This is a genomic window from Roseateles sp. P5_B10 (genome assembly GCF_056400485.1).
The window spans coordinates 1-1,296 of the sequence record NZ_JBFULE010001149.1 but is presented as its reverse complement, the minus strand read 5'-3'; the positions used below and the strand labels follow the sequence as shown (position 1 = coordinate 1,296).

At 64.9% G+C, this 1,296-nt stretch carries 2 protein-coding genes; one reads left to right on the top strand and one right to left on the bottom strand.

Going from position 1 to position 1,296, the window contains the following annotated elements:
* Nucleotides 1–71: 71 nt before the first annotated feature.
* On the bottom strand, nucleotides 72–743 hold the full coding sequence (gene lexA / locus AC1DU6_RS31625; protein WP_056202140.1) for a transcriptional repressor LexA: 672 nt from the start codon (nucleotides 741–743) through the stop codon (nucleotides 72–74).
* A gap of 29 nt (nucleotides 744–772) precedes the next feature.
* Here lexA and AC1DU6_RS31620 point away from each other — a divergent pair.
* Nucleotides 773–1,296: asparaginase (locus AC1DU6_RS31620; protein WP_477862132.1), on the top strand; the 524-nt coding region annotated here is incomplete at its 3' end.

Sequence of the window (1,296 nt, the reverse complement as noted above, 5' to 3'; positions counted from 1 at the left end):
CGGCTCCACCATCCAATTGAGAAGGCCCGTGTCGGTGACACGGGCCTTTTTTCATCTCGAGTGCGCCGGGGTCAATTGAACCCCTGTCCGCGAATCAGCCCAACAGCCAGGCCCTCGATGCTGAAGCTCTCGCTGTGCTCATCGACGCGGATGGGCTCGAAATCGGCGTTCTCGGGCAGCAACTGGATGCCATCAGGCCCACGCTTGAAGCGCTTGACCGTGACCTCGTCGCCGACCCGAGCCACGACGATCTGGCCATTGCGCGCCTCCTTGGCCGACTGCACGGCCAGCAGGTCGCCGTCGAGGATGCCGATGTCTTTCATGCTCATGCCCTTGACCTTGAGCAGGTAGTCGGGCTTCCTAGCGAACAGGCCGGGCTCGACCGTATAGGTCTGCTCGACATGCTCCTGCGCGAGGATGGGCGCGCCAGCGGCGACGCGGCCGATCAGGGGCAGGGTCAGCTGGGCGAAGTGGGGAATCGGAAGGTTGAATTGGCGGGCGCGGTTGACGGCGCTCAGCGCATCGGACTTGAGGCGAATGCCGCGCGAGGTGCCGCCGACGAGTTCCAGCATGCCCTTGCGAGCCAGGGCCTGCAGATGCTCCTCGGCCGCGTTGGCGGACTTGAAACCCAGCTCGGCGGCAATCTCGGCGCGGGTGGGTGGCGAGCCGGTGCTTTCGATCGCGTTGCGGACCAGGTCGAAGATCTGCTGCTGTCGGGCGGTAAGCTTGGGTCGGTCTTGCACGGGGCGGCCTTTTCGTCAGGGCTGGAAATTTGTCCAGCACCTGTATTTTCATCCAGGAATCCAAGAAATTGCAAACCTTTGACCGTCTGATCGTCATTCTGGGCACCGGCGGCACGATTGCCGGCACTGCCAAAACCGCCAGCGACGGTGTGGGCTACACGGCGGCGCAATTGAGCGTTGAGGATTTGCTGGCGGCAGTGCCCGCGCTGTCGGGCCAGAAGCTCGAGGCGCAGCAGGTTGCCCAGCTCGACAGCAAGGACATGGATTTCGCGACCTGGCAGCGGCTCGCAGTCGCCGTACAGCAGCACCTCGACCGGCCTGAAGTCGCTGGCATCGTCATCACCCATGGCACGGACACGCTGGAGGAGACCGCCTACTTCCTGCAGCGGGTGCTGGCACCTGTCAAGCCCGTCGTTCTGACGGCCGCGATGCGGCCGGCGACGGCGCTGGCGCCCGACGGGCCGCAAAACCTTTTCGATGCGGTGCAGGTGGCAGCGACGTCCGATGCGGCGGGCGTCGTCGTCGCATTCGCAGGCCGTGTGCACGATGCGAC